Origin of the sequence: Hymenobacter mellowenesis (assembly GCF_030581005.1) — a bacterium.
Lineage (GTDB): Bacteria > Bacteroidota > Bacteroidia > Cytophagales > Hymenobacteraceae > Hymenobacter > Hymenobacter mellowenesis.
Window position 1 is genome coordinate 96,135 of the sequence record NZ_JAUQSX010000005.1, and the last position, 23,761, is coordinate 119,895.

Here is a 23,761-nt window from a genome sequence, read left to right on the forward strand (position 1 = left end):
CCGCGCCGCCCGCCTGCCACATACTTTAAGCCGTACCCGCCGCGTTGCCCGGGCTTCAGGCAAGCACCAGTTTTTTACACTCTCGAGCTCATAAATCTATTCTATGCCCAACGTTACCGTTTCGCCGGGGGCTGCGCCCGTCATGCAAGTCCCGTTGGCTGCCCAGCACAAGTGGGCGCTGCTACTCACCGCTGTGCTGTTTAAGCGGCTTTTCTGGGAGCAGTGGCTGGGGCTAAACGGCTTGCTGTTTATGTGGACGGCCGTGGCCCTGCAACTGTGGCTACTGCCCCGGCCGCAGCGGGGAGCGTGGCCGTTTTGGGTGGCCGTGGGCGGCACGCTGCTCAGCGGCGTGCTCATGGCGCTCTACGGTTCGGTGATGGCGGGCGTGGCGGGGTGGGTGTCGTTGGCGCTGGTACTGGCCCTGGTGCGCTGGCCCGCGTTGCGCTCGGTGAGCTACGCGCTGCTCACCAGCCTTGAAAACTTCCTGCACGCCGGCCCGGCAGCGGCAAACGCCCTTTGGCCCGCCGGGCGCACTGCTGACCAGGTCCGGCGGGGCTGGTTCTACGGCCGGCTGCTTGGGCTGCCGGTGGCGGCGCTGTTGGTGTTTCATGGGCTGTTTGTGCTGGCTAATCCGCGCTACGCCCGGCTCACCGAGCAGCTGACAGAAGCGCTGTTGCGATGGATGGAATGGCTCTACAAAGCCATTTCCGTCGGCCACGTCCTGTTTTGGGGGCTGGCCGGCGCGGTGGCGGGGGCCGTTGTGCTGCGTGGTGCCGCGCGCCACTACGCCGAGCGCGACGCCCAAAGCCCGGAAGTGCTGGAACGGCGCCGGGTGCGCGCCCGCCGCTTTTTCCGGCTCCCCGATTTGCGTAAGCAATACGTGGTGGCGCTGGCGGTTTTTGGGCTGCTGAATGCCCTGCTGCTGCTTGTCAACGCCATCGACATCAACTGGCTATGGCTGGGCTACCACCCGGCCACGGCGCTGGAAATGAAGCAATTTGTGCACGAGGGCACCTATGTGCTCATCTTCAGCATCCTGCTGGCCATGAGCCTGGTGCTGTGGGCGTTTCGGAGCAACCTGAATTTCTACGTCCCTGGGCTGCCCTGGCTGCGGAGGTTGGCCACGGCGTGGGTGCTGCAAAATGCGGTGCTGGCCGTGTCGGTGGGCTTGCGCAACTATTACTACATCGTGGCCACGGGCCTGGCTTACAAGCGCATCGGGGTGTGCGCTTTCTTGCTGCTCACGTTGTTCGGGCTGGGCACTATCGGGCTGAAAATCTGGCAGCGCCGCACCACCTATAGCCTCGTGCGCCTCAACGGCTGGGCCGCCTACGCGCTGCTACTGGCCCTGGCCGCCGGTAACTGGGAGGTGTGGATGGTGCGCTACAACCTGCAGCGCCAGCGCCTGCACATCGACCTCAGCTTCCTGCTGGAGCTGCCGGGGCGCGCCTTGCCGGCCCTGCACGCCCGCCGGGCTGTGCTGGCCGCGCCGGGCTGCACGCCCGTGCTCATGCGCCGCGCCTGGGCCGAGACGAGCGATGTAGAAGTGGCACCACCTTTCGCCCTGCAGCAGTTGGCCGCCAGCACCCGCGCATGGTGCGCCGAATACGAGGCCCACCGCAGCTGGCAAAGCTGGAACTACGCCGACTGGCGGGCCTACCAAACGGTGAAAGCGGCATCTGGCCCGCCCGTTCCGTAGCAGCGCATGGCCTTGCCTCTATCAGTGAGTGCATCGAGCCATTGCGAGGCTGTTGCGGGCGAAAGTCACAAGCTGTGCAGCCGGGCAAGAGGCGCGTCAGTAAGCCCAAACAATAAGTCCGGTCGGTTTTGTCGGCTTGAATCCGCACTGCTATTCCAGCGCTAATGCGCCAGATGCGTCATGGGCTGCTTGGCCGCGCGCTGCCGCCACGCGCTGAGCAGCGGCGCGGGGCGGGATGAGCGGGGCCGCGCCAGCCGCCCGGCCACGGACTGTGGCCAGTAGAGCCACGCAACGGTGAGCACGGCGCCGGCCAGATAGGGCCACGTCATGCGCAGCAGGCTTTCGGGTGGGCCCAAAGGCAACCAGTGCAGCAGCAGGTAATTGGCCGCTGCAAAGGCGAGCAGTACTCCTGCTAAAGCCGTGAGACGGCATTTCCAGCTGGTGCAGGCCCGCTGAGCCAGCACGAAGATGGGCAGCGCGAAAGGCACGGCAACCAGCGAAGCAACGCTTGCCAGCAGGCCGATGAGCAGCGGTACTTGCAAGTCCTGGGGTTCATCAAAGCCGAAATCGACAAGGAGCTTTGCAGTGCCGCCCAAATTGCTGAACAGCCAGATATACAGCGTGCTGGCCAGGGCCGAAGGGTACGCGACGGGTGCGGTGGTGGGGTAAGTCAACTTCATAGCAGCGAAAAAGGAGAGTAGGGAGAGCTAACCAGCAAAAAGCGTGCGCAAGCACGCGGCGCTTTTTGCTGAGTCGGGGGAATTACGATGAGCTGTAAATGAGCGGTTTGGGCTGGCAATGATTATATTTTTGGGAATAATCTGGTCATTTTGGGAATCCTAAAACCTTGATTTCTTTGAAAAACAAAATCTTGAAAATCAATTGATTGTATAAATAATATTTTATCCATTTTAAAAGGTATTCAAGCTAGTTCCTGTTTTGGGAAGTGGTGCTAGTTGCTGGTGGCTTGATAACGCGCCCAAAGCGAGTTAATTGCTTGCATCAGCTAGCAGCGCAACCGCCGCTGCGCATGGCCCGCCCTGCATCGACTGTTGCCCCAGTGGCTTGTGAACCGGTAGCAACAGGGTGGAATTGAACTGGGCTTTAGACCGCATGAATTTTCGATGCCGCCCAAGCGGGAAATTCAACATTCAGTCCTCCAAAGAAGCGGGCAGCCTTGGTTAATCATCGTATTCCTCGCCCAGCTCTTCGGCCCGGAATAGCCAGTGGCGGTAAACCACGCCGGTTGCCACAAAGGCTGCGACCAGCTGCGGTGAAGTAAGTACGAGCAGACCGGTCAAGTCCTGAAAAGCACCGGGAACAGTGAGCGCCACCAGAAGCACGGCTTGCAGCCAGAGGAGCAAAATGGCGCATACCGAATAGAAAACGCGCTTATCCAAAGGCTGGGGCATTATCATGGCAAATAGCCAGGCGCCCAGGGGAATGGCCAGCACCGAAGCCAGCAGCGATACCAGCGTGATGACAATGGGAATGATAACGCCCTCCGTCCAGAGGTCAACGTGGCCTTTGCAAGCGTACCAGGCAAACCAGCCGAGGCCCGCCAGCAGATTGGTAAAAAGCCAGAGTCTGAGGCTAAGCGGGGTGGGATAAAAAGTAACTTCTGGTTTCATCGTAAAAAAAAAGTAGGATGCGCAAACGTACATCAATTTTTCTTGTAGCTTTGCAACACAAAGTACTTCTATGGTTATGAAGCCTGCCAACCCCGACCCGTTAGCCCAACTCACCGAAATCCGCGCCATTATGGAGCGCAGCTCGCGCTTTTTGTCGCTCTCCGGCCTGAGCGGGGTAGGAGCGGGGGTGGTGGCGCTGCTGGGCACGGCCTTCAGCCTGCGGTTTTTGGAGAGTGCTTTTCAGGATAGCGGCGTGGTGGGCGGCTACGCGCGCCTGCTGCACTCCTCAGCCGAAGCGCGGCAGCGGGAGCTGCCCGGCTTGCTATTTCTCACGGGCGGCATGATTGCGCTGGCGGTGCTGGTGGCCTTTTATTTCACCCGGCGCCGTACCCACCACGGCGGCCAGAAGCTGTGGAGCGCCCCCGGCCGGCGGCTGGCGGTGGCCCTGGCGGTGCCGCTGGTGGCGGGCGGTTTGTTCTGCCTGCGCCTGTACCTGGGCGCCGACGTGGCCCTGGTGATGCCGGGCTTGCTGCTGTTCTACGGCCTCGCGCTGCTCAACGCCAGCAAGTACACGCTGGATGAAATCCGCTGGCTGGGCGTGACGCAAATCGGGCTGGGGCTGGTGTGCCTGCTGCTGCCCGAGTGGGGACTGCTTTTCTTTGCGCTCGGTTTCGGCCTGGGCCATATCGGTTATGGCCTGGTGATGTATAACCGCTACGAGCGGCCGGGCGCGGCTGCCAAACCCCTCGTCTCTTCGTGAAGCACCTCATCCACACCCTCAACAAGGCTTTCGACCACCGCGTGCGGCTGGGCGTGATGGCCGTGCTGATGGCCAACGAATCCGTAAGCTTCAACGACCTCAAAGAAGCCCTCGACCTCACCGACGGCAACCTCGCCAGCCACGTGGCCGCCCTCGAAAAGGCCGAATACGTGCTGGTCAGCAAGCAGTTTGTGGGCAAAAAACCCAACACCACCTACACCGCCACCGCCGCCGGCAAAGTGGCCTTCCAGCAGCACCTCGCCACGCTGGAAAAGTTGCTGCGGGGGTAATCCAGCAGGTTCTTTTTACACTCAGCTTTTGGCATGATACCGTTCGCTCAACCTGCTCAACGTTCGCGCCGCTGGCCCCGCCGGTTGGCGGGCGGGCTGCTGGCGGGGCTGGCCGGAGCGGGGACATTGTTTGCCGTGGGCGACTTCGGCCTGATGCAACACGTGCTGAACGGCGTGGAGCGCCGGGCCCTGGCCAGCCAATCAACCCGCACCGACCAATATGGCCTGCGGCTGCTCTACGGCACCTTGCAGCTGGGCGGCCGGGTGGTGTATCCGCAAGCCGCGCAGCTGCTGGATTACTACTGCGATGGCCACGGCGACACCCTGCGCTTCGACGCACGCCCCTTATTGCGGCACCCCGAGGTGCAGCAGGCGCTGCGGCTGCGGAAGCCGGGCATCACGTTCCGGCATCAGGCCAGCGCGGGCCCTTTCTACATTGCCCGCCGCACCGATTGGGCGCTTTATTATGCCTTCGATTTGCTGTACATCCGCCGGACGCCCGGCGCGGTGGTGTTCTACGACAACTATTTCTTTCAGCCCTTGTCGCGCCGCTCTTACACGCAGTTCAATTTTGGCCGGCTCCACTGCAAGCTCAACGATGGCCTGATTCGGGTGGCGTACCCGAAGGCGAAGGCATTCATTGCTTACAGCAAAGTGTCGGCTTCGCCAACACAAAGCGTTGCTGCTAATTGACGGCACCGCGTTGCCCCGATGAACCCTTTTTTTTGTCTCCAAACTTTGAAATACAAAGTTCTTTAAGATGAAAGTAAAACTCATTCTCCCGGCCCTCACCGAAGCCACTAGTCCGTACTGGCGGCCCATTAAGTACTCGCTGTTTCCGCCGCTGGGGCTGGCTACGCTGGCGGCCTACCTGCCCACGCACTGGGAGGCCGACATGCAGGATGAGCACGTGGAAACGCTGCGCCTAGACGATGAGCCCGACATCGTCATCATCCAGGTCTACATCACCAACGCCTACCGGGCCTATGCGCTGGCCGACCACTACCGCGCCCGCGGCGCCTACGTGTGCCTGGGCGGCCTGCACGTGACGAGCCTGCCCGAGGAGGCCGCGCCGCACGCCGACAGCATCTTTCTGGGGCCGGGCGAGGAGATTTTTCCGCAGTTTCTGAAGGACTGGCAGAGCGGGCGGGCGCTGCCGCGCTACGTATCCACGGCCGGGCGCACGCTGGTGGGCGTGCCGCCCATCCGGCGCGACTTAATTAAGCGGGAGCGCTACCTCGTGCCCAATTCCATCGTGGTGACGCGCGGCTGCCCGCACCACTGCGACTTCTGCTACAAGGATGCCTTTTTTGAGGGCGGCAAGGGTTTTTACACCCAAACCGTGGACGACGCGCTGGCCGAAATCGACCGCCTGCCGGGCCGGCATCTGTACTTCCTCGATGACCATTTGCTGGGGCACACGCGGTTTGCGACCGGGCTGTTTGAGGGGATGCGCGGCATGGGGCGGCTGTTTCAGGGCGCCGCCACGGTGGACAGCATTCTGCGCGACAACGGGCTGCTGGAAAAGGCGGCGCAGGCGGGATTGCGCAGCTTGTTTGTGGGTTTTGAAACGCTGAGCCCGGTCAACCTGAAAGCCAGCAACAAGCCCCAGAACCTGGGCCGCGACTACGCCGCCGCCATGCAGCGGCTGCACGATTTAGGCATCATGGTGAACGGCAGCTTCGTGTTCGGCCTCGACGACGACCGGCCCGACGTGTTCCGGCGCACCGTGGAATGGGCCGTGGGGCAGGGCATCACCACGGCCACGTTTCACATTGCCACGCCCTACCCCGGCACCGCTCTTTTTAAGCGCATGGAGGCCGAGGGCCGCCTGTTGCACCGCCGCTGGAATGAGTACGACACCCGCACGGTAGTGTGCCAGCCCGGCCCGCACCTGACGGCCCGCCAGCTCAAGGAGGGCTACGACGGCGCCTACCGCGACTTCTACTCCTGGGCCAACATCACCAAAGCCAGCCTCGTGCACGACACGCTGCGCCACCAGCTCAAGCACTTCGCCTACGCCGGCGGCTGGAAAAAATTTGAGCCCCTCTGGAATTTCATGATAAAGTCGCGCCACCTCGACTCGATGCGCCCGCTGCTGGAAGCCATTCTGAGCAAGGTGCGCGGCAAAGAGGGGAAGCCCGGCCCGGCCGCATTGGCGCCGCCAACGAGTGATTCCGGGATGCTGCTGCCGCTGCCGGTGCTGCAGCGGTGAATGGCATCAACTCAAACCAATTTCATCAAACTGCTACAGGGATACCTCGATGCACAACCCATTTGCAAAACCTCACACATTGGAGCAATGGCTAATAGGCAGCCTATGCTGGACGCTAGCCTGCATGGGCGGGTGGGTGGGACTGACAAGCGGATTCTTTCAATTGCATCTATCTGGCAACTATGCCCAACTGGTAGTCATGAGTACGTTTTGGTGGATGCATCTGCTTGTCTGGCTCCGGGCGATTGCCAGCGGAGTTGGTTTTTTCCGCGCAACTCTGGCATATACCTCTGTACTGGACCTAGTAGGCTGTATCTGGTTTGCATTACTACTGTCATCTCAAGTATTTGTATTGGTGATTGGGGCTTTGTTTACCCTATGGAGCCTCTCATGATATGCCTGATTTATAACTCCTTTGGTCAATCACCATGACTTTCACCGACATCAAAGCCTACTTCCAGGCCAACCGCGGCAGCGCCGCCGGGTTACCCTGGCCCGATGCCCAGCCGCTCACGCCCGCCGAGCGGCGTGCCGTCCGCACCTCCCTCCAAACCTTCCAGCGCGGCGAGGGTACCGGTGGCGACCACCTCATGGACCTGGCCCGCCAATACGCCGTGCCCGATTACGCGGCGGCCATGCAGCTGTTTATCGAAGAAGAGGAGGGGCACGCCGCCATGTTGGGGCGATTTATGGACCAGCAGGGCATTCCGCAGTTGCAAACCCACTGGCTGCATGAGGTTTTCCGCACATTGGGGCTGCCCCTAGGCTTGGAGCACATGGCGCGTGTCATTCTGACCGCCGAAGTGGTGGCGGCCGTCTACTACCGGGCTCTGGCAGCGGCCACGGGTTAGGCGCTGTTGCAGGGCATTTGCCGCCGCATTCTGCTCGATGAGGAAATGTACCTGGTGTATTACTGCGTGGCTATTCGGCAATGGTCGTTCGGGCGGGGCCGGCTGCCCAAGTGGCTGTGGAAGCAGTTCTACCGCGGGCTGATGGCCGGCACAGCGCTGGTGGTTTTCACGGCCAGCCGGCGCACGTTTCGGGCCGGCGGCTACGGTGTCGGGCGCTTCTGCGCGGCCATTGCCGCCGAATACGCGCGCCTCGAAGGCATGCAGCAAGCCGGCGGCGCACTGAGGCTGCGCGAGGAAAGCGAGTTGTTGGAAATAATGGAACCTGAACTGGGCAGCACACCTGGGGCAATGCCACCACCAATTGGCCATCATGCTGAACGTAGCCGAAGCTTCTCCACCGCTTCGGCTGGCTCCCCTCCCCCTTTGGAGAGGGGACGGGGGTGAGGTGTTCGGTTAGGCGTCACATCAGGTGAAGCGGTAGAGATGCTTCGACTCAGCTCAGCATGACGGCTTCGACCCCTGCAACCCATAGCATAGCCTCGCGGCTAATTTTTTTGAAAATCTACTTTGAAATACAAAGCGTTTTAATTGATGGAAACTTCCCTGCAACCCGGGGCCCAATGGCCCGCTGCCTCCCCGGCAAATTTTGCTACCACCACCCCGCATCCGCCGCTCACGAGGGTGCAGAAAATCCTGCTGCCGCTGGGCATGGTGTTGTTCGACTGGCTGTTCTGGCAGGAAACGGGCGGCGTGAACATGCTCGTCTTCATGCTTTTTATAGTGGTGGCGCAACTGGTGCTGCTGCCGCGCGTGGCGGCGGTGCGGCGTTCGGGCTACTTCTGGCTGGCGGTGGTGGGCACCGTTTTCAGCGGCGCCATGATGGCCGTGTACGGCTCCGGTGCGGCGGCGCTGGCCTGCTGGGCCTCGGTGCTGCTGCTACTAGGCTACGTGAACCAGCCGCATTTGAAGCTGGTGCTCTACGCGGCGCTTACGGCCACCAACAGCGTGGCCCAGGCCTGGCTGCGGGTGCTGCGCGGGTTGCGGACGCCGCGCCACGGCGGCGCGGGCGTGCGCCGGGGCTGGTTCTACGGCCGGCTGCTGGTGGTGCCGCTGGTTATTCTGGGGGCGTTTCACCTGCTGTTTGCAGTGGCCAATTCGGAGTATGACCGTATCAGCGGGCGGGCGCTGGCGGTGCTGGGCAACTGGCTGGCCCGGCTGATTCCCGATATTTCGCTGGCGCACTTGCTGTTTGTGGCTGTGGGCTTCGTGCTGGTGGCCGGGGTGCTGGTGGCGGTGCCGGTGTATGTGTTTGCCGACCACGAATCGCGCTTCGGCGAGTTCATCCGGCGGCAGCGCGACCGGGTGGCCTCCTTCGGCGTGCGCCGGCCCGATTTCCGGCTGCAAACCCGGCGGGCGCTCGATTTGCGCAAGGAATTCTACGCCGCTGCGGCCGTGTTCGGGCTGGTGAATTTGTTACTGCTGGTGGTCAATGCCATTGATATTCGCTGGCTGTGGTTTGGCTTCGAGCCTGCGCCGGGCTTCAACTTGATGCAGTTCGTGCACGAGGGCACTTATGTGCTCATATTCAGCATCTTGCTGGCCATGGGTATTGTGCTGTGGTTTTTCCGCCGCAACCTCAACTTCTACCAGCCCGGCCTGCCGTGGCTGCGCGGCGGGGCCACGGTGTGGGTGGTGCAGAACGCGGTGCTGGCCGTATCGGTGGGCCTGCGCAATTACTACTACATCCTGCACTGCGGGGTGGCCTACAAGCGCATCGGCGTGTGTTTTTTTCTGCTGCTGGTATTTTTCGGGCTGGGCACGGTGCTACTCAAAATCTGGCAGCGCCGCTCGGCTTACAGCCTCGTGCGGCTCAACGCGCTGGCTGTGTACGCGGTGCTGCTGATGCTGGCCGCCGGCAACTGGGAAGTCTGGATGGCCAAGTACAACCTGCAGCCGCGCTTCCGCAGCATCGACATCGGCTTCCTGCTCACCATGCCTGACCGGGTGCTGCCCACGCTGCAAGCCCGCCGCGCCGTGCTGAACCAAGTGCCCCAGCTCACTGCTGACACCGAGTACGGCACCTACCAGGTCGTCGGCGCCGCCGAAGCCCAGCACCGTCTCGATGTTGCCCTGGCCAACGCCCGCGCCGCCTATGCCGCGCCCTCCGACTGGCAGAGCTTCACCTGGGTTGATTACCAGGCCGGCCACCAGCTGCGAAGCCATGAATAAGCTCATTCATACGGCCCCTCCCTCGGGCCTGGGGCACTGGCTGGCCCGCAGCCTGGCCTGGACGGTGGCCTGCATGCTGCCTTGCGCCGGCCTGTGGCATTGGGTGATGGTGGTGCAGGATGCGGGCTGCCGCAGCTGCGGCACCACGGCGCTGCTCACGCCGCTCACCGTCGTCGTGGTGCTGGGCTCGCGCCTGTTTTACACGAAGGCCATTGTCGGTTTTGGCTCCTTTTTCCGGCAGGAAGGCTGCCGCGACTGGGCTAAAAATGTGGCCTTGGGCTGGTCCATCAAGCTGCGGCTGCTGCTGGCCGCATGGTGGGTGCTGAATGCGATGCTGGCTTTGATTACGGTATTCAGCTGGTTTGACGATGGTAAGAATATGTGGGTTGAATAACCCCGATGGTCAGTTTTTAACCTGGTAATTTCTCCAAACGATGTTTCCCCAATTCGCCCTCACTTTCCTCGGTATTCTATTCTGCATCGGCGATGTGGCCGCCCTCGGCGTGCTGCTCACCTGGCAGGAGCGGGGCGCCACGCCCGACGTGCGCTGGCAGCGCCTGCTGCGCGGCGTGCTGCCCGCCACGGTGGTGCTGCTGGGCCTGCTGCTGCTGGCTTTCACGCAGCTCATGCTGCTGTGGTCGAACCGCTAAGGACCGACCTGCCAACTTCTTTTCCTCTCCCTTTTTTCCATCCTCCTTTTCCCCAATTCTGATGAACCCCACTCCCCAAACTGGCCTGAACGCCTACCAGGTATTGGCCCGCAAAATCATCGTACACGCCCGTACCTCGTTTCTGATTCCGATTTTCTGGCGGCTCTACGGCACGGAAAAAGGCCGCCCCCAGCTCCCGGATTTGCAAAGCCTGCCCGCCGGCACGCTGGGCCGCGGCGTGGCCGATATTCTGGCCAAACACGACCTGGAACTCATTCCGCACTACGAAAACCACGACCTCAAACACGTTCTGCTGGGCTACGACATGACGCCCGAAGACGAACTCAAACTCAAGGCCTTCATGCTGGGCAACGGCGACTGGTCCATCACCTGCGTGGGGTTCCTGCTGTTCGCCGTGCTCACGCCCGAGGTGTGGCCCGAGCTGCGCCGCCACTACCAGCGGGGCCGCCGCACCCAACCCATCGTACGCTGGTCGCTCACCGAATACGCCGCCCAGCCCACCGCCGCCCTGCGCACCCAAATTGGCCTGCCGGCCCTGGAGCCGGCCATTGATTATGCAGCCGCTTAAGCATTTTCTGCCCCACTGGCCGGAGGTGCCGCCCCGCCTGTGGCTCACGGGCGCGGGCATCGCGCTGGCCGGCCTCAGCCTGCGCTTCGAGCAGGAAATCTGGCGAAACTCTCCGCATGCCCAGTTCTGGACCTGGGTAGCTTTGACGCTCCTGTTGTTGGCGGGCGGGTTGCAAACAATTGGCGTGCTGCTGCGCTGGCCCATCAGCTACAGCGGGCCGCGCTGGCTGCGGTTGGCGCTGGGCTGCATTTCGCTGGCGCTGGGGCTGGGCGTGGCGCTGGTTACGCTGCTACTGTCGTTCCTCAGCGGCCTACGGGTGGCGTTTCTGAGCCACGGCTGAAGCTAGATTGGAGGAACGGCTTGCATAGCGGGCATTGAGTAAAATGGTGAATAGGAGCTTTGCTATGAAAAAATTGATTCTTAGCAAGAAGATGGTTGGCTGAATGTTTGTGATTTTTGCAGCCAATGTTCCCATTGCCAGTACTTCAGCGGTGAAATTGGCAAAATATTGCCTGAGCCAGAATAGTAACGAATCCAAGTTTCTTGTTTAGCTTGGCGGCCCGTTGGGCTTTCCAAGTCTGAGAAAGGCCCGTGACGGCTTCACACTTGCTTTCGCTTCATGGCCCGTACGCTGCTTTTGGTCGTGCTTTCCATTGCTCTTCTGCTGGAAGTGGCGCTGACGAGTGGCGCGTTCTTCGCGCCGGTTTTCACCCTCACGCAGTTTGGCGTGAAATACAGCCCCGAAACCACTTTTCTGACCTACATCGTGGGCTGGCTGCTGGGCTTTGTGTCGTTGGTGGCGCTGGTGGCGCTGGTGCAGGTGTGGCAGCGGCAGCGGGGCTATGCTACGTGGTGCTACTTGCTGGGACTGTGGTGGATTGGCATTGGCATCGGGATTTATTATGCCTTCGGCAAGCCCGACAACCTGCTCTTGGATTCCGTGAAAGGCCTGCTCATCGTGCTGCTCACTTGGCGCTGCCAGACCACTCGCGTCATGATGCGGCGCTACTAACGGCGTTTGCCTATATTGGCAGCGTATTGGCCTCCGTTTTTGCCCGCGCTATGCCCACGTCGCACCACCTTCATCCGCTGCCGTCTGTTCCGAAACTCTCGCGCCTGGGCCGCGGCCTGGCTGCCGCACAGGTGCTGAAGGAAACGCTCAGCATCGTGTTTCTGGGCTTGCCGCTGGTGCAGGAGCAGCCGCTTGTGCTGCTTTCGGCGCTGCCGGGGCTGGCGCTGTACCTGTTGCACTGGCAGCTGGCGCTGGGCCGGGTGGGGCGGGTATTTGCCGGCGTGGTATGGGTGCTCACGCTGCTCGATGAGCTGTGGGGCTTGCTGCTGTTCAAGGAGTTGGAATCGCCTACGCGGGGGCAGGTGCGCATGCTGCACTGGAGTTACTTCCTGGGGCTGGGCTTCATTCTGGCGGCGCTGGCCGAGCTGGGCTGGCGCTGGCAGCGCAACAAGGCCCGCGCCCGGCGCAACGTGCATCACCAGGCCATCCTGACCGCTCGCCAGCGCCGCTAGAACCAGTACCGCGAAATTTCATCTCGTCGATGAGCGGAGCGAGTTCAACGTCAGCACTCGCCCCGCTCGTCGGCGAGATGAAATTTCGCGGTACTCGGGCCATTTGCCTTGCTGGGGCACCGGACTGGTATATTTGTCGTTCTTCGCGGCGGGGTTTCTACTCCGCTTCCCACTCTGTTGCCGCGCATGGCCGATTCCCAACCGACAAGCTCTTCTGCCTCCCCGGGCTCCAAACCGAAACTGCCGGCGCGCCGCCGCTGGCCCCTGCGGCTGGCCAGTTGGGCCTGGGTGGGGTTCGGGCTCGTCGTCATCCTGTTTCTGGTGTACCCGTTTCTGGTGAGCACCAATTTCATGTTCCTCTTCGGGAAGTCGCCCAGCCTGGCCGATTTGGAGAACCCCAAGGTGGAGCAGGCGTCGGAAATCTATACTTCCGATGGCGTGCTCATCGGCAAGTACTTCCGCGAAAACCGCTCGCCGGTGGCGCTTGGCCAGATGTCCCCGCTGCTCATCAAGGCCCTCATTGCCACCGAGGACGTGCGCTTCTACGAGCATTCGGGCATCGACCTGCAGGCCGTGCTCGGCGGCGCTTTCTCCTCCCTGCGTGGCGAGAAGCGCGGCGGCTCCACCATCACTCAGCAGCTGGCCAAAAACCTGTATAAAATCCGCCGGCAGCAGAGCCGGGGCGCTCTGGGCTACATCCCGGTGGTGAGCACCATCGTGGCCAAAACCAAGGAGTGGCTCACCGCCGTGGACCTGGAGCAGCGCTACACCAAGGAGGAAATCCTGCGGATGTACCTCAATACCGTGGAGTACGGCTCCAGCGCCTTCGGCATCAAGGTGGCGGCCAAAACCTTCTTCCACACCTCGCCCGACAGCCTCAAACCCGAGGAAGCGGCCATGCTGGTGGGCGTGCTCAACAACCCCACGGCCTACAACCCCAAGTTCCACCCGGCCGCCGCCCTGCGCCGCCGCAACGTGGTGCTCGACCGCATGGGCCAGGCCGGCGTGCTGCCCGCCGCTCAGATTCAGGCCCTCAAGGCCACGCCCATCGTGCTCAACTACCACGTCGAGCCCCACATCGACGGCCCCGATACCTACTTCCGCAGCGCCATCAGCCAGTTTGTCGACGCCTGGTGCGACAGCACCGGCCACGACATGTACCGCGACGGCATGAAAATCTACCTCAGCATCGACTCGCGCATGCAGGCCCACGCCGAGGACGCCCTGCACGAGCGCATGAAGGCCCTGCAGCGGCAGTTCGACAACTTCTGGCGCAACCGCGGCTCGAACCCCTGGGTGGACGAGAAAGGCCAGGAAATCCCCGACTTCATCCTCACCCAGATGAAGCGCACCGAGAGCTACAAGAGCCTCGCCAACCGCTATAAAAACCAGCCCCAGCGCCTCGATTCGGCCCTGAACGCCAAGCGGCCGATGAAAGTCTTCACCTGGAAGCACGACGACAACGACACCACGTTGGTGATGTCGCCGCTCGATTCGCTGGCCTATTACAAGCACTTCCTGCAATCGGGCATGATGTGCATGGACCCCTACACCGGCCAGATTAAGGCCTGGGTGGGCGGGCTCGATTTCCGCTTTTTCCAGTACGACCACGTGAAGCAGGGCAAGCGTCAGGCCGGCTCCACGTTCAAGCCCTTCGTCTACCTCACGGCCCTCGACAACGGCTACTCGCCCTGCGACCGCATTCGCGACCAGCGCGTCACCATCAACTACGTCGAAAACGGCCAGCCCATGGAGTGGAAGCCCGACAACGTGACCCGCGAATACACCGGCATCAACATGACGCTGCGCCACGCCATGGCCCGCTCCGTGAATTCGGTGACGGCCCAGCTGACCGAGAAAGTGGGCTGGGAAAACGTGGCCAAATACGCCCACAAAGTCGGCATCACCTCGCCGCTGCTGCCGGTGCCCAGCATCGGCCTGGGCTCGGCCGGCGACGTGAGCGTGTACGAAATGGTGGACGCCTATAGCACCTTCCTCAACAACGGTTTCCGCTCCGACCCGCGCCTCGTCACCCGCATCGAGGACCGCAACGGCAACGTCATCCAGCAGTTCGACCCCGTGCAGCACCGCGCCATCCCGGCCGAAACCGCCTGGCTGATGACCTACATGCTGCGCGGCGGCATGGAAGAGCCCGGCGGCACCTCCCAGGCCCTCTGGGACTACGAGCTGTGGAAAAACGACAACCAAATCGGCGGCAAAACCGGCACCACCTCCAACTACTCCGACGGCTGGTACATGGGCATGACCAAGGACCTGATGACCGGCGTGTGGGTGGGCGGCGAAGACCGCAGCATCCACTTCACGGGCTCGCAGCAGGGCGAGGGCGGCCGCACGGCCCTGCCCATTTTCGGCAAGTTCATGGAGAAAATCTACCAGGACAAGGACCTCGGCTACATGCCCGGCCACTTCCCCAAGCCCACCGTCAAAATCAACAAGAAGTACACCTGCGTGTCCGAGTCGGAGCCGCGCCGCCGCGCCGTGGCCGTCGATACCATCGCCGCCGACAACCTGCTGGAGCAGATGAACAATGGGGGAGGGGTGCCGGACAGTTTGCGGCGCTAATGAATCCCGAGTTGCTGGCGCATGTCATTGCTGAACATCCAAAGCTCTTGGATGGGCACTGGCTTCCGCAGAACCTTACTTAGGTTCTTGCCTTCTGTAGTGAATAAAAAAGGGTAACAACTGATGCCTTGATTGCCATTGAGGCTGGCTACTTCCTGCTGCCAGCCTTTCCAACGCATCTTGTCGTAAAACTGGTCCAGATTGCCGGAAAAGCAGAAAACTAAAAAATCAGAATAGCCCTTGTTTAGCGGCTCCCACTCCAGGTTTTCGGGTGCCAGGTAATAAATTTTGCCGAGCGTCGCTTGTCCAAAAGCGCCGCCGTTGAGCGCGAAAAAACCTCCCAACGCATCATCGGCAATCAGCAGAAGCCCTTGCTGCTTGTCCTTGTTCCAACCCATGAGGTCACGGTTGAGGCCCGGCGACCCAGAACCTAGAATGCGGAGCCAGCCATTATCTATGAGGATGCCACCCGTTTCGTGAACCACTGCACCCATTGGCGAACGGGTAGTCACCTGCGCCAGCAATAAAGCGCTGTCGGCGCGGGCCGCAGTCTTGGGCAGTACCTGCACCTTGTTCTTCGCGGCTGCAATCCAACCCTGCACCAACGGCCAGCCCGGGTCTTGGGTGTTAATAAGCTCAGTCAGTGGGCGGGTTTGCATCGATTGGGCAAACAGAAAATCTGCTTGAAGCAAGAGCAGGAGAAGCAAGGCAACACGCATAAACAAAACTACACTAGCCGCGCCGTGGCCGTCGATGCCATTGCCGCCGACAACCTGCTGGAGCAGATGAACAAAGGGGGCGGCGTACCGGATAGTTTGCGGCGCTAACGAGAAGTATACACGTAGTCGTGCACCAAGCGGCTACTATCCCGGCAGGTGAAGAGAACAGTCTGGGCTATTCTCCCGTCAGGACGGTAACGTATTCGTTTCTTGGTTTCCAGAGTACACCGGCCCACGTAGTCCGTTTCCTCAATAAGACGGCCTTTCAAATCCAGCTTCTTGACATTGCGATAAACCGAAAGCGGATATTGCCCGGGAAAGGCAGCATAGGTGCCATTCACATAAACCGAATTGTTGCGGTAGCTGTAATTATTGGTCGCACTAACTTTCTCATCTCTGTAGGAAACCTGCTTGCTTAGCCGGCCGCGGTCATCGTAGAAATAGCACGTGCGGGAGATAGATGCTGCGATATCGCTGCTTGATGATTGTTCGCGCAACTTTCCGGATTTGTAATAGCTCCACCGGCGTTTATCTAGTACTGTTGAACCCTGCATACTAGTGTATTCAACCCGTTTGCCTTCTGCATTGTACCGATTAACACTAGTGACTCCTTCCTGCCAAACCCGGTTCTTTTCATAGTCCTCAGGTAGGATGATGCATCCGCCGGGTCTGGTCAAACCCTTGTCAACGCTGGGCTTGAGTTTCTTCTGGTATTGAAAAGACCTGCTTTTGATTAACTGGCCTTTATCGTTATATAAAGAGTAGCTTTTGAGACTATCGCCTCGCATAGCACCAATAGTTTTGACCAAGCAGGTATCGCGGTAAATAAATCGTGTCGTGGAGCCTCCAAAATACCCATAGCCATTTTCCTCATATTTCTGGTGGTACTGCTCGAAAAGCAATTGATTTTGTGCATTGAATACCCGTGTCACTGCCAGCGTCCTTTGGAGTGAATCGGTGCCCTCATACTGGAAAATCTTCAAGGTATAACCCCGCTGCTTAGGCCCATCGCTGCACAGCGACATCAACGGGAAAAGGAGCAGAACCCAATGGAGATGCTTCATAATGACGACAGATTACCGAGCTTGATAGTCAACGCACCGCATCTGCCGCCACCTCAGCTACCCAACGCTTCAATGGCCGCATACACCGTCCGCACGGTCATGCGGTCCAGTTCCTTGGCCGGCTCGCTGAGTTGGGCGTAGGGCACCATCAGCTCCTCGCCGGTTTCGCTCAGGCGGGTAGTCACGCCTTGGCTCTGTTTGGTTTTCATCCAGGCTTCGTGGACTTTTTCGGCTACAAGTTCGAGGTCGGGTAAGGTGGGCATGAGGTTGAAAGGGGGGTGAAAATAAAAATGGAACGTATTTCCAATGCCATCGGATGCCCGGCCTGAGTCATCGGATGCGTTTCCGGGTGCATAGGAGACATCTCCGGGGCCATCGGACAGCTTCCGGATGCGTCGGATGCCTCTCCGTAGTCATCGGACGCCTTGCCGGATGCATCGGATTGCTTCCAGAGCCATCGGATGCGTTTCCGGAATCATCGGCGGACTTGCAGAGCCATCGGACGCGGTTCCGGAGGCATTAGATTGCGGGGCCGTTGAGTGGCTTGCGGAGGCGTTGACGGAATACCGGTGCCCGTCTGGCGCCAGCGCCGGACCTATGCCAACAGCACGGCCAGCGTTGGCTCAATAACCGGAATATCGGCCGGCAAAAAATCCTTCACGTTGCGCGTCACAATGACTTCCACCAACGGATTGGAGCTCGCCAAATAATACTGAAGCCCATCCTCAAAATCCGCAAATGCCGAATCCAACGCCTGCTGAATCACGGTGGCCGACACCTCCGTGATGGTGAGCAGCGGCAGCAATTGCCTCACCAGCGCCCGGCCATTGAGCTGCGGATGATGCCGCTCCAGAATATAGTGGCAGGTGCTAATGGAAAGTCCCGAAGCGAACAAGTGCATCTGCCGGGCGTGGGCCGCAGCAAACAACGCCACGGCCCCGAAGGGCTCGCGGCCCGACAGCAGGTCGATGAGAATATTGGTGTCGAGAAACAGGTGTTTCATCGGCCGTATTTACGGGTCAGGGCTTCGTCGCGGGCGGTTTTGTAGTCCCAGTCAGGTGGCAGGGGCACGCTGCCAGCCAATGCCTGCACCGCCGCCGGCACCTCACCGCTTACCGGCCGCCAGCCCATCTGCACTTTAATGTATAGCTCCACTACTTCCGCTACCGATTTGCCGCTCAACTGCGCCAACTGCTCCAAACGGTCCAAAAAAGGCGATTCCAAGTGTACGGTGATGTCGGCGGCTTTCATAAAGCAAGGTAAAATAGCGATGGAATGAAATTACGCATTTTCGCCATATAGCGCCTCCAGCGCCCCGCGCAGCTCCGGGTACTCAAACCGAAAGCCCTGCGCCAGCACCTTGGCCGCGCTCACGTTCTGCGAGGCCAGCACGATTTCGCTCATCTCGCCCATCGCCAGCTTCAGCCCGAAGGCCGGCACCTTGGGCAGAATCAGCGGCCGGTGCAGAACCTGGGCCAGCACCTCGGTGAAGGCCTGATTGGTGGCCGGGTATGGGGCCACCGCGTTGTAGGTGCCCTCCCAGGCCGGGTCTTCCAGCATGGCGATGAACAGGCGGCAGATGTCGTCGAGGTGAATCCAGGACATGTATTGCTTGCCGCTGCCCAGCGCCGCACCCGCGCCCAGCTTCACCGGCTTGGCAATCTGGGGCAGGGCGCCGCCCTCCGTGCTCAGCACCACGCCAATGCGCGGAATCACCGTCCGAATGCCCAGCGCCGCGATGGGCGCCGCCGCCAGCTCCCACTGGTGCGACACATCGGCCAGGAAGTCGTGCGTGGGCAGCGCCGGGGGCGTTTCTTCGGTCACCACTTGGTCGCCGGCATCACCATAAATGCCCACCGCCGAGGCCGAAATCACGGCCCGCACGTGGTGGCCGGGCTTGGCCAACTCGCGGTGCAGCAGCTTCAGCCCGCCCAGCCGGCTGGTCATGATGTCGCGCTTGCGTTCGTCGGTCCACTTGCCGTCGCTCACGCTGGCCCCGGCTAGGCTCACGATGTAGTCGGCATACGGCACCGCCGCCTCGTCAATGGTGCCCGCCTGCGGGTCCCAACGGAAGCTGCGGAAATGGCTGCTCTTGGCCGGCTCGCGGCTCAGCAAGGCCACTTCGTAGCCGCTGTCAATCAGCATTTCGGCCAGGCGAGTGCCAATGAGCCCGGTGCCGCCAGTAATGAGGACTTTGCGAGAAGAGGTTTCGGTCATGGTAGTTATTTCAGACAAAAGTAAAACTGCCGCACTGAGCCAACATCGAACCAAGCATATAGCTCGGCCCGCCAAACCTAAAACACAACTTATTTCCCAATCTGCCGCAGAAACTCGTTGCGCAGCGCTTCATCAGTAGCAAAGCGGCCGCCATATTCGCTGGTCAGCGTCGAACTGCTGGTGTCATTCACGCCGCGGCTCATCACGCACAGGTGGTCGGCTTCGATGAGGACGGCCACGTCGTCGGTGCCCAGGCTTTGCTTCAGTTCCTCGGCAATCTGGCGTGTGAGGCGCTCCTGCACCTGCGGGCGACGGGCGTAGTACTGCACCACCCGGTTGAGCTTGCTCAGCCCCACCACGTGGCTGCCCGGCAGGTAAGCCACATGCGCCTTGCCGATGATGGGCACAAAGTGGTGTTCACAACACGAAAACAGCGTAATGTCGCGCTCCACCAGCAACTGATGGTAGTCGTAGCGGTTGTCGAACATCCGTACCTCAGGCCGGTTGGCCGGGTCGAGGCCCTTGAACCACTCCTTCACGTACATCTTGGCCACCCGGCGCGGGGTGCCGGCCAGGCTGTCGTCGGTTAGGTCGAGGCCCAACTCCCGCATAATGGCCTCAAAATGGCCGCTGATGGCCGCAATTTTCTCGTCGTCGCTGCGCACGAAAGCATCGTCGCGAAGCGGGGTGCGCAGGCCCGTGGGCAGGTGCGAATCGGTTGCCGGGGCCGGCCCGGAAGGGTTATCCATGGTATTCTACAAAGTTACGGTCCGTCTCGTAGAGTGTGACCGATAGGGCTAGCCCCGCTTCCAAATGCGGCCGCAGGCGCTGCCAGATAACCACGGCGATGTTTTCGGCCGTGGGATTCAGGATACGGAACTCTTCCGTATCAAGGTTCAGGTTGCGGTGGTCGAAGCGGTTAAGCACCTCGCGCTTAATAAGGTCGCTCAGGCGCTTGAGGTCGTACACATAGCCCGTTTCGGGGTCGACCGGCCCGGTCAGACGCACGGTCAGGTTGTAGTTGTGGCCGTGGTAGTTGGGGTTGTTGCACAGGCCAAAAACCCGATGGTTTTGTTCGTCGCTCCACGCCGGATTGTGCAGGCGGTGGGCGGCATTGAAGTGCTCGGTGCGGCAAACGGTGACTTGCATATGGCCTTACAACTCTCTCCTGCGGGCCTTTGTTACGATTGAAGAGAAGATGCGGAGCATTCAACGAATTTACCTATTGTGGATTCGTATACTTAACACATGATGAATTGGACTAAAGAAATAAAAACAGCATTATTCCTAAAAAAATCCTTGGGAAAAGAATTTGCATGAAAGAAAGGTCTTAAATTTGAAAAACCGGAAAACGGCAATGGCGTTTTCCGCCTTTGCAACGGCCATTCTTAAAGCTCTCATCAAGTTATTATTACCATGAAACGAAGCCTACTCATCTTACTTCTTGTATGCTTGGCTACACTGGGTGTTTATGCTCAGAAATCGCCTGTGGATGAATACGATATGTCGATTAACACTGGTGCTGGCGCAGTGCCCCGTACCGGCCAGCGCGTGAGCATGCAGCTCGACAACAAGCGGGTGGAAGCGGCTTGGCTGAAGCAGCTGAACGAGAAGTTTGGCAACAAGGTAAAGAACAGCAAAGGGGTGGTAACGATGGACGGTGTTATCATCGAAGAAATTGCACCTACCCCCATTCGCGTCATTTCTAAAGTGGACGCTACGCCCACCGGCACCACCGTGTGGTGGAGCATCGACCTGGGCAACGCTTACTTGGCTAAAGACAAAACGCCGGTGCAGTGGAAGTCGGCCGAGAAGTACCTTAAGGACTTCGCCCGCATGATGTACCGCGAAGACTTGGTGTCGCAGATTGCCGAAGCCGAGCGCGCCCTCGTCGCCTCGCAGAACAACCACATGGCTGTGATTACCAAGGCTGATGCCATCAAGAAAGACATCGAGAAGAACAAAGCCCGCAAAATTGAAATCCAGCAGATGCTGGCGGCCAACGCTGCCGAACTACAGCAGTTCAACAACCTCATCGATGCCAACCTGAAAGAGCAGGAAGCCGCCCGCGGCGACATTGTGAGCATGCGCGTGGCCCTGGAAGCCGTGAAGGACCGTATGAACAAGATTGAATAGCTTTCCGCGTATTTTCGCAAGCTGAATAAAAGCCTCGCCGACATCGGCGGGGCTTTTTGTTTGGGCCGGTTGGGGCAATGTTGCCAACCCCATGGGGCATTGCTACGTTTGGCAAGGACGGTTGCGCACCCAGCGCCGCCGTTGCTTACCGATTACGCAAAACACCCCACCCATGGAAAAGAAAGATTCGCAGCACCAGCAGCACCTCGATGGTGCAATCCATCTGCTCACCGGCGACCTCACCGCCACGACTGAAAAATCCGGCCTCGACAACCATCTCCAGCGCTGGATTGAAGACCTGAAGGAAGCCAACAACCCAGCCCTGCACCAGATGGTGGTCGACCTGCAGGCCCTAAAGGCCCACTTCGGCAGCGGCACGCTCGACGTGAACGTGATTGCCCCGCTGCTGGCCCGCCTGGGCACCGGCACCACCCAGGCCGCCAACTTCGCCGATAACGTGAACACGGCCACCCGCGTGACTAAATTGGGCGAGGTTCTCACTGCTGTGGCTCAGCAGCTGCAAGGCGGCTCGGTAGAAGTGGACGGCAGCCTGCCGCAGGACTTCTCGTCGCATAGCTAAACAGTCGGTAAAATATCCGGAGGATGCTTAATCTTCCGAATGCTAAACCCAAAAAAGCCGGCCCCACGCGTGGGGCCGGCTTTTTGTTTTATAGGCAGCTTGTGGGCTGCTTATAGGCAGCTTGTGGGCTGCGGCTGAGCTTAGGCGGTAGCCTTGGCCACCACGTTCAGGCGACGCTCTTTGATACGAGCCTGCTTGCCCGACAGGCCGCGCAGGTAGAACAGACGGGCGCGACGTACTTTACCGCGACGCACTACCTCGATTTTCTCGATGTTGGGCGACAGCAGGGGGAAGATGCGCTCGGTGCCGATTTGGTTCGAAATCTTGCGCACGGTGAAGGTTTCGCCGTTCGAGCTCGGGTTGCGGCGCTGCAGCACCACGCCCTGGAACTGCTGGATGCGCTCCTTGGCACCCTCGCGGATTTTCACGTGCACGTTAATCGTGTCGCCGGCGGCGAACTGGGGGAAGCTGGCGCGGCGCTCCTGCGATTCGGCCTGGATAAAGTCAAGTAGTACGCTCATGGCTGAGAAAATTGCGAAAGACGGCGCCGCCGTCGGGAATTAGTATTTTACGAAACGGAGCGCAAAGATAGCGCTTTAGGTTGAGGATAGCAAGCGGTTTGTAGAACATGCTTCAGCTTGTTCGCTGATTTGCTGCTAATTCAATGGGCCTGCGAACTAAAGCAGGCATCAGGAGAGCAAATCGGGCCGCCGCTGCTGGGTGCGGGCCAGCGCCTGCTCGTGCCGCCACTCCTCAATTTTGGGTGTATTGCCCGATAAGAGGATATCGGGCACGGCCTGCCCGCGCCATTCGGCGGGGCGGGTGTACACGGGCGGCGCCAGCAAGTCGTCCTGAAAAGAATCGGACAGGGCCGACTCTTCGTTGCCCAGCACGCCTGGCAGCAGCCGCACCACAGCATCGACCAAAATGGCCGCGCCCAGCTCGCCGCCGCTCAGCACATAGTCGCCCACGCTGATTTCGTGGGTGATGTAGGTTTGGCGAATGCGCTCATCGATGCCCTTGTAGTGACCGCAGAGCATGATGACGTTCTGCATCAGCGACAGGCGGTTGGCCAGCGGCTGGCGCAGCGTTTCGCCGTCAGGCGTGAGGTAGATGATGGCGTCGTAGGGCCGTTCGGCCTGCAACGCGTCCATCCACGCCGCAATGGGCTCGACGCGCAGTACCATGCCCGCGCCGCCGCCAAACACGAAATCGTCAATTTGACCGTGCTTGTTGATGGCGTGCTCGCGCAGCTGGTGCACGTGGATTTCGGCTAGGCCCTTGTCCTGCGCCCGCTTCACGATGGAATGGGCGAAGGGGCTGACCAGCAGCTCCGGCAGGCAGGTGAGGATGTCAATACGCATGGTTGATTTGTAGCGTGGACTCTGCGAGTCCGCGTTTTGGGCGGGCGGGCGCGGACTCGCAGAGTCCACGCTACATTATTCTTCTGCTTCGTCCTGCTGGCGGGTGCTCGGCTTGAGGTAGACGTCGAGCAGGCCATCGGGCAGGTTCACGTAGACCTGCTTTTTGGCATGGTCGGCGTGGCTCACCAGTTCGTCCACTACCGGAATCAGCACTTCCTGGCCCTGGTAGCGCATGGCCAGCATGTCCTGTTGCGGTAGCTCGTAGAAGTTTTCCACGGTTCCCAGTTCGCCTAGGTCGGCATCGACCACGGTGAAGCCGATGACGTCATGGAAGTAAAACTGGTCGTCTTCTAGCTCGGGTAGGGCAGCCAGGGGCAGGTGCAGCTGGGAGCCGCGCAGCAGCTCGGCTTCTTCAATGCGCTCGATGCCGCGCAGCTTGAGCAGGACTTTGTTGCCGAACTGGGTCTGTACCTTTTCTACTTTATGCTCCACCAGCTTGGTGGGGGCGCCGGGCAGGGTGAGGTACACGGTTTTAAGCTTGAGGTAGTCGGCTACGTCGTCCACGTCGAAGTGGGCGGCGACGTGGCCGCGCAGGCCGTGCGTTTTGAGAATGTAGCCGAGCTGATAGGTTTCGTCAAGGGTCATGGCGGGCAGGGGAGG

Annotated in this window: 31 protein-coding genes; 18 read left to right on the top strand and 13 right to left on the bottom strand. The window is 60.4% G+C overall.

Going from position 1 to position 23,761, the window contains the following annotated elements:
* Window positions 1-103: 103 nt before the first annotated feature.
* Window positions 104-1,699: a DUF4153 domain-containing protein gene (locus Q5H92_RS11045; protein ID WP_305011583.1), complete on the top strand. Its 1,596-nt coding sequence runs from the start codon at window positions 104-106 to the stop codon at window positions 1,697-1,699.
* A gap of 161 nt (window positions 1,700-1,860) precedes the next feature.
* Here Q5H92_RS11045 and Q5H92_RS11050 read toward each other — a convergent pair whose 3' ends face one another.
* Entirely contained in the window at window positions 1,861-2,379 is a 519-nt protein-coding gene (locus Q5H92_RS11050) for a hypothetical protein (RefSeq protein ID WP_305011584.1), read from the bottom strand.
* A 501-nt stretch (window positions 2,380-2,880) separates the two neighbouring features.
* Window positions 2,881-3,330: a hypothetical protein gene (locus Q5H92_RS11055; protein WP_305011585.1), complete on the bottom strand. Its 450-nt coding sequence runs from the start codon at window positions 3,328-3,330 to the stop codon at window positions 2,881-2,883.
* 76 nt (window positions 3,331-3,406) lie between these two features.
* On the opposite strand from Q5H92_RS11055, the gene Q5H92_RS11060 reads away from it, so the two are divergent.
* The 14 genes from Q5H92_RS11060 (at window position 3,407) to Q5H92_RS11125 (ending at window position 15,021) form a co-directional block, all read left to right on the top strand.
* Window positions 3,407-4,090, top strand: a complete 684-nt coding sequence (locus Q5H92_RS11060; protein WP_305011586.1) for a hypothetical protein — start codon at window positions 3,407-3,409, stop codon at window positions 4,088-4,090.
* A complete protein-coding gene (locus tag Q5H92_RS11065) occupies window positions 4,087-4,380 on the top strand; it encodes a winged helix-turn-helix domain-containing protein (protein WP_305011587.1) in 294 nt (97 codons plus the stop codon). Before Q5H92_RS11060 ends, Q5H92_RS11065 begins: the two co-directional genes overlap by 4 nt.
* Window positions 4,381-4,413: 33 nt before the next feature.
* Window positions 4,414-5,073: a hypothetical protein gene (locus tag Q5H92_RS11070; protein WP_305011588.1), complete on the top strand. Its 660-nt coding sequence runs from the start codon at window positions 4,414-4,416 to the stop codon at window positions 5,071-5,073.
* 67 nt (window positions 5,074-5,140) lie between these two features.
* Window positions 5,141-6,595 carry a B12-binding domain-containing radical SAM protein gene (locus Q5H92_RS11075; RefSeq protein ID WP_305011589.1) on the top strand — a complete coding sequence of 485 codons (1,455 nt, stop codon included), beginning with the start codon at window positions 5,141-5,143 and terminating at the stop codon, window positions 6,593-6,595.
* A gap of 428 nt (window positions 6,596-7,023) precedes the next feature.
* Window positions 7,024-7,446: a hypothetical protein gene (locus Q5H92_RS11080; RefSeq protein WP_305011590.1), complete on the top strand. Its 423-nt coding sequence runs from the start codon at window positions 7,024-7,026 to the stop codon at window positions 7,444-7,446.
* A gap of 45 nt (window positions 7,447-7,491) precedes the next feature.
* The gene (locus Q5H92_RS11085) at window positions 7,492-7,890 is read left to right on the top strand and encodes a hypothetical protein (RefSeq protein ID WP_305011591.1); all 399 of its coding nucleotides are present in this window, start codon (window positions 7,492-7,494) and stop codon (window positions 7,888-7,890) included.
* A gap of 147 nt (window positions 7,891-8,037) precedes the next feature.
* Window positions 8,038-9,675 (top strand): DUF4153 domain-containing protein, encoded by a 1,638-nt coding sequence (locus Q5H92_RS11090; protein ID WP_305011592.1) that lies wholly within the window; start codon window positions 8,038-8,040, stop codon window positions 9,673-9,675.
* Window positions 9,668-10,069: a hypothetical protein gene (locus tag Q5H92_RS11095; protein WP_305011593.1), complete on the top strand. Its 402-nt coding sequence runs from the start codon at window positions 9,668-9,670 to the stop codon at window positions 10,067-10,069. Before Q5H92_RS11090 ends, Q5H92_RS11095 begins: the two co-directional genes overlap by 8 nt.
* Before the next feature lie 40 nt (window positions 10,070-10,109).
* On the top strand, window positions 10,110-10,325 hold the full coding sequence (locus Q5H92_RS11100) for a hypothetical protein (RefSeq protein ID WP_305011594.1): 216 nt from the start codon (window positions 10,110-10,112) through the stop codon (window positions 10,323-10,325).
* Window positions 10,326-10,386: 61 nt separating this feature from the next.
* Window positions 10,387-10,914: a hypothetical protein gene (locus Q5H92_RS11105; RefSeq protein ID WP_305011595.1), complete on the top strand. Its 528-nt coding sequence runs from the start codon at window positions 10,387-10,389 to the stop codon at window positions 10,912-10,914.
* Complete coding sequence (locus Q5H92_RS11110; RefSeq protein ID WP_305011596.1) at window positions 10,901-11,254, top strand: hypothetical protein; 354 nt, start codon at window positions 10,901-10,903, stop codon at window positions 11,252-11,254. Before Q5H92_RS11105 ends, Q5H92_RS11110 begins: the two co-directional genes overlap by 14 nt.
* A gap of 279 nt (window positions 11,255-11,533) precedes the next feature.
* Window positions 11,534-11,926, top strand: coding sequence for a hypothetical protein (locus Q5H92_RS11115; RefSeq protein WP_305011597.1), 393 nt, complete (start codon window positions 11,534-11,536; stop codon window positions 11,924-11,926).
* A gap of 50 nt (window positions 11,927-11,976) precedes the next feature.
* The gene (locus tag Q5H92_RS11120; protein ID WP_305011598.1) at window positions 11,977-12,438 is read left to right on the top strand and encodes a hypothetical protein; all 462 of its coding nucleotides are present in this window, start codon (window positions 11,977-11,979) and stop codon (window positions 12,436-12,438) included.
* A gap of 186 nt (window positions 12,439-12,624) precedes the next feature.
* A complete protein-coding gene (locus tag Q5H92_RS11125) occupies window positions 12,625-15,021 on the top strand; it encodes a penicillin-binding protein 1A (protein ID WP_305011599.1) in 2,397 nt (798 codons plus the stop codon).
* On the opposite strand, the gene Q5H92_RS11130 is transcribed toward Q5H92_RS11125, so the two are convergent.
* Window positions 15,018-15,713 carry a DUF2625 domain-containing protein gene (locus Q5H92_RS11130; protein ID WP_305011600.1) on the bottom strand — a complete coding sequence of 232 codons (696 nt, stop codon included), beginning with the start codon at window positions 15,711-15,713 and terminating at the stop codon, window positions 15,018-15,020. The two genes, Q5H92_RS11125 and Q5H92_RS11130, sit on opposite strands and share 4 nt — an antisense overlap.
* On the opposite strand from Q5H92_RS11130, the gene Q5H92_RS11135 reads away from it, so the two are divergent.
* On the top strand, window positions 15,705-15,848 hold the full coding sequence (locus Q5H92_RS11135; protein ID WP_305011601.1) for a hypothetical protein: 144 nt from the start codon (window positions 15,705-15,707) through the stop codon (window positions 15,846-15,848). The two genes, Q5H92_RS11130 and Q5H92_RS11135, sit on opposite strands and share 9 nt — an antisense overlap.
* Here Q5H92_RS11135 and Q5H92_RS11140 read toward each other — a convergent pair.
* The 7 genes from Q5H92_RS11140 to Q5H92_RS11170 all read right to left on the bottom strand — a co-directional run bounded on the left by Q5H92_RS11140 (window position 15,845) and on the right by Q5H92_RS11170 (window position 20,170).
* Window positions 15,845-16,804, bottom strand: coding sequence for a hypothetical protein (locus Q5H92_RS11140; RefSeq protein ID WP_305011602.1), 960 nt, complete (start codon window positions 16,802-16,804; stop codon window positions 15,845-15,847). The genes Q5H92_RS11135 and Q5H92_RS11140 overlap by 4 nt on opposite strands.
* A gap of 53 nt (window positions 16,805-16,857) precedes the next feature.
* Window positions 16,858-17,067: a RyR domain-containing protein gene (locus Q5H92_RS11145; RefSeq protein ID WP_305011603.1), complete on the bottom strand. Its 210-nt coding sequence runs from the start codon at window positions 17,065-17,067 to the stop codon at window positions 16,858-16,860.
* Between the two features lie 332 nt (window positions 17,068-17,399).
* Window positions 17,400-17,807, bottom strand: coding sequence for a type II toxin-antitoxin system VapC family toxin (locus Q5H92_RS11150; protein ID WP_305011604.1), 408 nt, complete (start codon window positions 17,805-17,807; stop codon window positions 17,400-17,402).
* Window positions 17,804-18,055 (bottom strand): DUF6364 family protein, encoded by a 252-nt coding sequence (locus Q5H92_RS11155; RefSeq protein ID WP_305011605.1) that lies wholly within the window; start codon window positions 18,053-18,055, stop codon window positions 17,804-17,806. The genes Q5H92_RS11150 and Q5H92_RS11155 overlap by 4 nt, the downstream gene beginning before the upstream one ends.
* A 30-nt stretch (window positions 18,056-18,085) precedes the next feature.
* A complete protein-coding gene (locus tag Q5H92_RS11160; RefSeq protein WP_305011606.1) occupies window positions 18,086-19,021 on the bottom strand; it encodes a TIGR01777 family oxidoreductase in 936 nt (311 codons plus the stop codon).
* Between the two features lie 89 nt (window positions 19,022-19,110).
* Entirely contained in the window at window positions 19,111-19,770 is a 660-nt protein-coding gene (gene folE, locus Q5H92_RS11165; protein ID WP_305011607.1) for a GTP cyclohydrolase I FolE, read from the bottom strand.
* A complete protein-coding gene (locus Q5H92_RS11170) occupies window positions 19,763-20,170 on the bottom strand; it encodes a 6-pyruvoyl trahydropterin synthase family protein (protein WP_305011608.1) in 408 nt (135 codons plus the stop codon). The genes folE and Q5H92_RS11170 overlap by 8 nt, the downstream gene beginning before the upstream one ends.
* 303 nt (window positions 20,171-20,473) lie before the next feature.
* Between Q5H92_RS11170 and Q5H92_RS11175 the strand changes: the two genes are divergently transcribed.
* The gene (locus tag Q5H92_RS11175; protein ID WP_305011609.1) at window positions 20,474-21,157 is read left to right on the top strand and encodes a hypothetical protein; all 684 of its coding nucleotides are present in this window, start codon (window positions 20,474-20,476) and stop codon (window positions 21,155-21,157) included.
* A 172-nt stretch (window positions 21,158-21,329) separates the two neighbouring features.
* Window positions 21,330-21,737: a hypothetical protein gene (locus Q5H92_RS11180; RefSeq protein WP_305011610.1), complete on the top strand. Its 408-nt coding sequence runs from the start codon at window positions 21,330-21,332 to the stop codon at window positions 21,735-21,737.
* A 140-nt stretch (window positions 21,738-21,877) separates the two neighbouring features.
* On the opposite strand, the gene rplS is transcribed toward Q5H92_RS11180, so the two are convergent.
* The 3 genes from rplS to rimM all read right to left on the bottom strand — a co-directional run bounded on the left by rplS (window position 21,878) and on the right by rimM (window position 23,746).
* Window positions 21,878-22,258 carry a 50S ribosomal protein L19 gene (gene rplS / locus Q5H92_RS11185; RefSeq protein ID WP_241934825.1) on the bottom strand — a complete coding sequence of 127 codons (381 nt, stop codon included), beginning with the start codon at window positions 22,256-22,258 and terminating at the stop codon, window positions 21,878-21,880.
* Between the two features lie 168 nt (window positions 22,259-22,426).
* Window positions 22,427-23,101 (bottom strand): tRNA (guanosine(37)-N1)-methyltransferase TrmD, encoded by a 675-nt coding sequence (gene trmD / locus Q5H92_RS11190; RefSeq protein WP_305011611.1) that lies wholly within the window; start codon window positions 23,099-23,101, stop codon window positions 22,427-22,429.
* 75 nt (window positions 23,102-23,176) lie between these two features.
* Entirely contained in the window at window positions 23,177-23,746 is a 570-nt protein-coding gene (gene rimM, locus Q5H92_RS11195; protein ID WP_305011612.1) for a ribosome maturation factor RimM, read from the bottom strand.
* Between the last annotated feature and the right edge of the window lie 15 nt (window positions 23,747-23,761).